This is a genomic window from Brachyspira sp. G79, assembly GCF_002379365.1.
Lineage (GTDB): Bacteria > Spirochaetota > Brachyspiria > Brachyspirales > Brachyspiraceae > Brachyspira.
Genome location: NZ_JQIU01000007.1, coordinates 28,307 through 36,217, shown reverse-complemented (window position 1 = coordinate 36,217; position 7,911 = coordinate 28,307). Strand labels below are relative to the sequence as shown.

Here is a 7,911-nt window from a genome sequence, read left to right as displayed (position 1 = left end):
ATATTTTACTTCGTTTATTGTTTTAGAAAGTATATCATTTAAAGAATGATTATCATCTTTTAAATAATCATCATATATAGAAAATAAATCATTATTTTTAGCTGTTGCAGTCATTTCACACCTCCATAAAAGGCTTAGTAAATTTTCTTTACACTTATAATATAATATATTTTCACCTTTTTGTAAATATATTTTACTTAAAAAATAAAACATATAAATATTTTTTACAAAATTATATATAGTAATTAAACATTTACTACATTATTAAAGCATAATAAAAATATTTATTAATATTAGATAAAAAATAATTGCAATTAAAGCATTTTTGCTATAGAATAGTTTATTAAAATATCTATTTATTCAAATTCATATCTAAAATAATTGAAGAGGAAAAACTTATGTCCATAAAGATGAGAGAAGCATTAACATTTGACGATGTATTATTAGTACCGCAAGAATCTGATATCTTACCTAAAGATGTTTCATTGAGAAGAAAACTAACAAAAAAAATAACATTGAATACCCCGCTAATAAGTTCGCCTATGGATACAGTAACAGAATCAAAAATGGCAATAGCAATGGCATTATGCGGAGCATTAGGTGTTATACATAAAAATATGCCTCTTGAACAGCAGGCAAAAGAAGTAGAAATTGTTAAAAATTTCAAAGATATAGAAGATAAAGAAAAAGCAAGTCTTTCTTCTGATGGTTCTTTGATAGCTGCTGCTGCTATTGGTATATCCGAAGACAGATATGAGAGAATAGAAAAACTTATAGAGGCTAAGGTTGATTTAATAGTTATAGATACAGCACATGGACATTCAAAAAATGTTTTGACTGCTATAAAAGAAATAAAAGATAAATACAAACAAGTAGAAGTAATAGCAGGTAATATTGCTACAGCAGATGGAGCTAAAGCATTAATTGATGCTGGAGTAGACGCCATAAAAATAGGTATAGGAGCAGGATCAATATGTACTACAAGAATAATAGCAGGTGTGGGTGTTCCTCAGCTTACAGCTATATATGACGCTTCTGAAGTTGCTAAAAAAAATAATGTAGGCTCTATTGCAGACGGCGGAATCAAATACTCTGGTGATATAGTAAAAGCATTTGCTATAGGTGCTGATGCTGTTATGGCTGGCGGGTTATTTTCATCTACTTATGAAGCACCAGGTGACGTTATTATCATAGACGGTAAAAAATATAAGCCTTATAGAGGAATGGGCTCTGTAGGTGCTATGATACATGGAAGTAAAGACAGATATTTTCAAAGCGAAGTAGTTAGTAAATCAAAATTTGTACCAGAAGGAATTGAAGGTGTTACTGAATATAAGGGGCATGTTGCTGATGTTATATATCAAATAGTAGGAGGAATACGCTCTGGAATGGGATATATTGGTGCTAAAGATATAAAAGCACTTCAAGAAAAAGCTGAGTTTATAAGAATCACCAATCAAGGTTTGGCAGAAAGCCATGTTCATGATGTAAAAATTACTTCTAAAGCTCCTAACTATTAAAATTAATTATTATTTAATATATAAAAAAATCAATAATATCTTTTTTGGTATTGTTGATTTTTTTATATATTTTTTTAATTATGGTATTGACAAAATATATAAAAATGTTAGAATATACTAACAAAATTTAGAGAACTTAAAAATACAGTAGTCAGCAACTTTGTATCCCTTAATTGATACATTATATTTTATAACCTTCATTTAATTAAACTGTTGCCCCCATTATTATAATGGGGGTATTATTATACTAATAAACTTTTCTCAAAACTAAATTTTTAATTTAATATTTTTAAATTATAATTGTGGCTTTGCCCCACACATACATTCCTAGTTCTTTTATTGTTAGAAATAAGGGAAAGAACTATATCTTTACACATTAAAACAGTATTTTATACAACATGTAAAACATTGTTTTTATAATTTATAAATTAGGAAATTTTTATATAAAATCTTGTCAAGTACTTTAGAAACAAGTATAATATACTTATTTCTAAAACATCTGACAATATTGACTAAGATTAATGCAGGTTATTTTTATATATAATATTGAATCTTTTACTTCGCAAAAATAACTGATAGTTATTACAACAATTATAAATAAAATAATTCGCTATTTTTTTTAAAATATAAAAAATTAAACTAGAAAATAATTTTTTTTATTTATAATATTTTATCAATAAAAAACATTTTACATAATGTAAACGGAGGATAAAAAATCATTATGAAAGCTCTAACTACTATATTACTTCTTATTATGTCAAATACATTTATGACATTTGCTTGGTACGGACATTTAAAATTCAGTCAAATAAAAGGATTTGAAAAACTATCACTTCCTATCATAATATTAATAAGCTGGGGTATAGCATTATTTGAATACTGTTTTCAGGTTCCTGCAAATAGAATAGGATTTTCTGGAAATGGTGGACCTTTCTCACTTATGCAGTTAAAAGTAATGCAGGAAGTTATAACTTTAACAATATTCACAATATTTACAGTAGTATTTTTCAAAACAGAAACTTTAAGATTAAATCATTTTATAGGATTTTTATGTTTAATATTAGCAGTATTTTTTATATTCAAAAAGTAGTTATAAAACTATAATAATTTTTTACAAAATAAAAGAGGACTTTTTAAGCCCTCTTTTTTATATTAAATAGTAAAATTTTATCTTATATTATGTTTTTTTACTCTGGCTTTTGCTATATGCTCATTTTCCCACTCTATTTGAATATTATTAATTCTCTGTCTTTTAATAGCATTCATATTAGTAGAATTTAAAGTATATGATGAAGTAATCATATTAGGTTTTTCTTCAGATATTAATCTAATTACAGCAACTCCGTTATCAAGTCTTACAACATCACTTATAGAATTGGTTTGAAGAGAAAATACATGATTATAAAAACTTTCTGTAGAAGAATCTGGAATAATAGTACCGTCAGCTGTACTAAGTCTTCCCTGATTATAAGAAAAAGGCTTAGAAGGTCTGTAATATCTTATATATCCGTTTCCATTTAATGTCTGAAGATTATTAATGTTAGCAGCTGCTGCTTTTAATACTTCTGCCTGTTTAGTTTTTTCAGCTTCTAAAAGAGTGTTGATATTAGCATTTAAATACTCATTTTTTAATACATTTTGATTAATATCTGTATATTTTTCAGGTATTCTTACATCATTAACTAAAACAATATAATAATACCCATTTGCATATATAGGCTCAAGTAATTTTTGTCCTTTATTATCAGAGAATATTTTATTTGCCAAATCTTCTGAAGGCATCTGCATTTTTGTAACATAACCTAATTTATAATTATTAGTATTAAGACCTTTTTCTAAAGCACTTTTATCAAATAATGTAATATCATCTTTTAAAGTTTTGTATAAGTTATCAGCCACACCGCCGCTTTCTAATATTATCCAAGATATATCAGCCTGAACAAAATTAGTTTTATTATCTGTAAAATATTTTTCCAAATCATTAGATGCTATTTCATTTGCCTGTACTATCGCAGCAGCATCTATATAAAGCATTTCTATATCTCTTTTAGTAAACTCTTTTTTATACTCTTTTTGAATATCAAGAGAGTTTATTTTAATACTTGTAAAAAGCTCAGAAGAAATTGTTTGTGATAATATACTCTCTCTTAAATCTTTTTCTATTCTTAATTTATCAGCCTGAGTAGAGTTTTTTATAAATGATTCATAAGCCATTTCATTATAAACTCCATTTGTATCTATGAACTCACTTTTCATAGCCTCAACTATAAAATTATCGCTCACATTAATATTTTTTCTAGCAACATCATTTAAAAGTATAGTAGAAACAGCACGTCTAAATGCTAAATCTTCTATATATTGATACATTTCATTATTAATCTGTATTCCTAAACTCTGATAATAAGCCTCTATCTGCTTAAAAGCTCTGCCATATGGACTTGTACTTGTGTAATATATAGGCGTTCCATTTACTGAGCCTATAGTAGGAGTTCTTTGGCTTCCTCTAGTATCTACAACTAAAAAATACACTATCAAAAGTATTGAAACGGCTGATACTCCAAGCCATTGCAAAGTTTTTATTACTGGGCTTTTCTTTTTTGGTACAAATTTCTTGCTAGATGACATTATCTTTTATCCTTAATTTTTATATTTATTTTAATTAAAAACTATTATAAAGTATTAATTATATAAGAAGAGTTTAAAAAATTCAAGTTTTTATGAAATTAAATTTTGCTTAAGAGCTATATATATTCTTTTTAGTTTAAAAAATCAGCTATTCCTTATAATTTAAATTGCCTCAATCAAACTAAGATGAATACCTGTGAAACAACATAATGCAAATCGGAAAAAATATAGTATTAATTATTAATAAAGCTAAAAAAGGCAGGCTCTAAAATTTAATATTAGAATTTATTATTACTGGAAGGAGAAATTCGAATAAACATGGATATATAGAATAAAAGCAGGAAACAAAAAAATAGTCCTAATAAGGCAAAAAGAAAAAGGTTATTAATAAAGTAATCTAAGTTCTTAATAAATATAAATTATGGAAAACTAAAAATAAAAAGACTTTTTAGAAAAAATATCAAAATAGGTACTACATTCATTGAGACTATATTAAAAGAACATCATTTATATCAAAATAGAAAGAATAAAAAAAGAAAAAAATATAGAGTAAACCATGCTTTTTATATTAAATAAATTTGTATGTGTATGCATAAGGTAGTGAAAATGTGTAAATTGATGATTTTGTAGTATGTTTTTTATGGTGAAATACGCTATTATAGGATAACAGCTGTTGATTTGGCTACAAGAATAACTTTTATGTATTTGACGCCAGATAGTACAATAGATTTTATCAAAAGAATGATAGGCTATTTTACTTTTAGAGTTCATTGTATACAGACTGATAATAGTACAGAATTTACCTATCGTAAGCATTTCTTTGAAACAGAGCATACGCTAGATAATTTTTGTAAAAATAAACACATCAAAAGAGTTTATAGCCCAGTTGCTAGTCCTTGGTACAATGGTTTTGTAGAAAGTACACATAACCGAGATCAAAAAGAATTTTATGATTATTGTACGATAGAATTAACTTTAGAGAAATCTAATCAAAAATTAAAAAAATATAATAACTTTTGGAATTATAAACGTATACATATGATACACCTATGCTATACTTTAATAAATCAAGAAATACTTAAATACAATATGGCAGTATACAATGTAAATAAGAATATTTTTTTAATACTATATAAATTATAATTAACATTAAAAATATAGTAAAATTAAATTATATAGTAAAAAATTATTCATCTTTGACTATTCTTGATTTTAGATAATTAGCCTTTAATATGAATGCTTCATTTTCTTTATAAAAAGTTTCTTTTGAGTTTTCATCTTTAAGTAAAGAACGCATTTCATCTTTAGCCTTACGCATTATCTCTTTATCTTTTATAATGTTTCCAAGTTTGAAGTCTGGAAGTCCGCTTTGTTTATCGCCTAAAAACTCTCCAGCCCCTCTTAATTCCAAATCTTTTTCAGATATTTTGAATCCGTCAGTGGTTTTGCATATTATATTAATTCTTTCTTTTATAATATCATTAAGCTCGCTGTGAAGTATAAGATAGCAGTAGCCTAATTTATCTCCTCTTCCCACTCGTCCGCGTAACTGATGAAGCTGTGATAAGCCAAAACGCTCAGCTCCTTCAATCAATATAGTTGTTGCATTTGGGTTGTCAATACCTACTTCTATTACAGTAGTTGAAAATAGTACTTTTATTTCTCCGCTTGCAAATCTGTTCATTATATATTCTTTCTCTTCATCTTTCATTTTACCATGTATTATTTCTATTTGAGTATCCGAAAAGTAGGTTTCTTTAGCCCTCTGAAACTCACTTGAAAGAGTGATAAAACTAGAATCATTATTTTCTATTAGAGGAAAAACAACATATCCCTGTTCTCCTTTTGATATTCTATTTTTTAAGAATTTATAGCAATGATCTCTTTCATAAAGCTCCTTATATTTTGTAAGCACTCCTTTTCTTGAACTAGGAAGAGTTTTTATAATAGATAAATCTAATTCACCAAATAATGTTAATGCCAATGACTGTGGAATTGGAGTAGCAGTCATAAGAAGATAATCAACATTTTTTCCTTTTGATAATAATTTGTTTCTTTGAGCAACCCCAAATCTCTGCTGCTCATCTACTATTGCATAAGAAAGATTTTTAAATACTACTTCATCATATATAATGGAATGTGTACCAACTAATATATTACTTTTTCCTTCTCTAAGTCTTTTTAATAAATATCCTCTTTCATTTTGACTTACAGAAGAGGTGAGTATATCTATTTTTATAGTATCTTCAAGTCCTGCTGATTTAATAATTTTTTTGAAAGTGTTATAATGTTGTAATGCCAGTATTTCAGTAGGAGCCAAAAATGCCGTTTGAAATCCAGACTCTGTTGGTATTAATGCCGTTAAAAATGCAACTATAGTTTTACCAGCTCCAACATCTCCCTGTAATAACCTGAACATTTGCTTTTTTGAAAATAAATCGTTTTTTATTTCTTCTATAGCATTTAATTGGTCTTCAGTAAGTTCAAAAGTAAGAGTAGATTTTACTTTTTTTAGTAAATTTAAAGAATTATATCTTTCTTCTTTTATTAAAATATTAGGTCTTCTCTCGCTTAAATGTATATACTGAAAAGTTAAAAACTCCTCAAAAATTAAACTCACTCTAGCTTCATCAAGTGCTTCAAATGATGTAGGAAAATGCATCTCCATAATAGAGGAAACAAAACTTTTAAGTCTATATTTTTTTTTAATGACAGTTGGTATATCATATTTCATATTTTTTTCAAATACTTCAAGCTCATCTACAATTAAAGTTCTTAACTTTTTTTGAGAAAGTCCTTCGGTAAGAGGGTATATTGGTACTATTTTTCCATAGGATAATGCATTTGAAGAAGGTTTTTCTATTTCTGTCATTCTACATTGAAGTTTTCCTCTGTTTCCCCTTATAAACTTTCCAGTTAAATATAGTTTAGCACCTTTGGAAACTCCAGAGGGAAGCCTTCCTCCGTAAATAGGCACTTCACATATTGCTGTTCCGTCAGTAACTATAATTAGAGGCTTATTTTTATACTGGAAATTAAAAGATGATATATCTAAAACTTCTACATATACCACACTTGTTTTTTCTTTATTTTCTAATGCCTCATAAAGTTTTAGAGTTTTTCTTCTGTCATCATATGTTCTAGGAAAAAAAGCTATTAAATCATATAGTGTTATTATTCCTTTTTTTGATAATATTTCTGCGTATTTAGGACCTACACCTTTTGAATATTTAATACTTTTAGTAAAAATTTCTTTGCTATAATCGTTTTTTTGCAAGACTTTGTTTTCCTATTGTATTTTGTTTTCATTATCATCAAGTATTTTATATTCTGCTTCATTAATATTTTCATCTGATTTATTTTCTTCATTTTTTGATGTATCAACAACATCTTCTCCATATTTCCAAGTTCTGTATCTATTTAAATCATCAGAAAAATATTTTAAACATAGTCCTATTATAAAAGCATCATCAATTAATCCTGCTATAGGTATGATATCAGGTATTGCATCTATAGGTATTATAATATATAGCAAAGCTCCTGCTATTGAAGCTATAGTTTTCCAAGGTATATTTTTATAATTTCCATTAATATAATCTCCTATCATATCTATCATTAATTGTATTTTATCTAAAAACTTAGAAAGATGTGCTGATGAAGATAAATTTAATATTTCTTTTGATTTATTCAATATAGATTTAAGCTTTTCTGATGTAATATTTGATGAAAACTTATCCCATAATTCTTTTGCTTTATTTTTCATATC

General features: G+C 26.5%; 6 protein-coding genes. 3 read left to right on the top strand and 3 right to left on the bottom strand.

Annotation, left to right across the window (positions count from 1 at the left end; translation table 11 throughout):
- Positions 1–398: 398 nt before the first annotated feature.
- Together KQ44_RS00255 and KQ44_RS00250 are read left to right on the top strand one after the other, a co-directional pair.
- Positions 399–1,520, top strand: coding sequence for an IMP dehydrogenase (locus tag KQ44_RS00255; RefSeq protein WP_096735743.1), 1,122 nt, complete (start codon positions 399–401; stop codon positions 1,518–1,520).
- A gap of 721 nt (positions 1,521–2,241) precedes the next feature.
- On the top strand, positions 2,242–2,610 hold the full coding sequence (locus KQ44_RS00250) for a DMT family protein (protein ID WP_096735742.1): 369 nt from the start codon (positions 2,242–2,244) through the stop codon (positions 2,608–2,610).
- A gap of 77 nt (positions 2,611–2,687) precedes the next feature.
- Here the strand turns inward: KQ44_RS00250 and KQ44_RS00245 are convergent, their stop codons facing one another.
- On the bottom strand, positions 2,688–4,145 hold the full coding sequence (locus tag KQ44_RS00245) for a peptidylprolyl isomerase (RefSeq protein WP_096735741.1): 1,458 nt from the start codon (positions 4,143–4,145) through the stop codon (positions 2,688–2,690).
- A 678-nt stretch (positions 4,146–4,823) separates the two neighbouring features.
- Between KQ44_RS00245 and KQ44_RS00235 the strand changes: the two genes are divergently transcribed.
- Positions 4,824–5,288, top strand: a complete 465-nt coding sequence (locus KQ44_RS00235) for a transposase (protein ID WP_240516390.1) — start codon at positions 4,824–4,826, stop codon at positions 5,286–5,288.
- A gap of 43 nt (positions 5,289–5,331) precedes the next feature.
- Here KQ44_RS00235 and recG read toward each other — a convergent pair whose 3' ends face one another.
- Together recG and KQ44_RS00225 are read right to left on the bottom strand one after the other, a co-directional pair.
- Positions 5,332–7,422: an ATP-dependent DNA helicase RecG gene (recG, locus tag KQ44_RS00230; RefSeq protein ID WP_096735740.1), complete on the bottom strand. Its 2,091-nt coding sequence runs from the start codon at positions 7,420–7,422 to the stop codon at positions 5,332–5,334.
- 12 nt (positions 7,423–7,434) lie between these two features.
- Positions 7,435–7,911 (bottom strand): DUF1232 domain-containing protein (locus tag KQ44_RS00225; protein ID WP_096735739.1); only part of this gene is annotated, 477 nt, incomplete at its 5' end.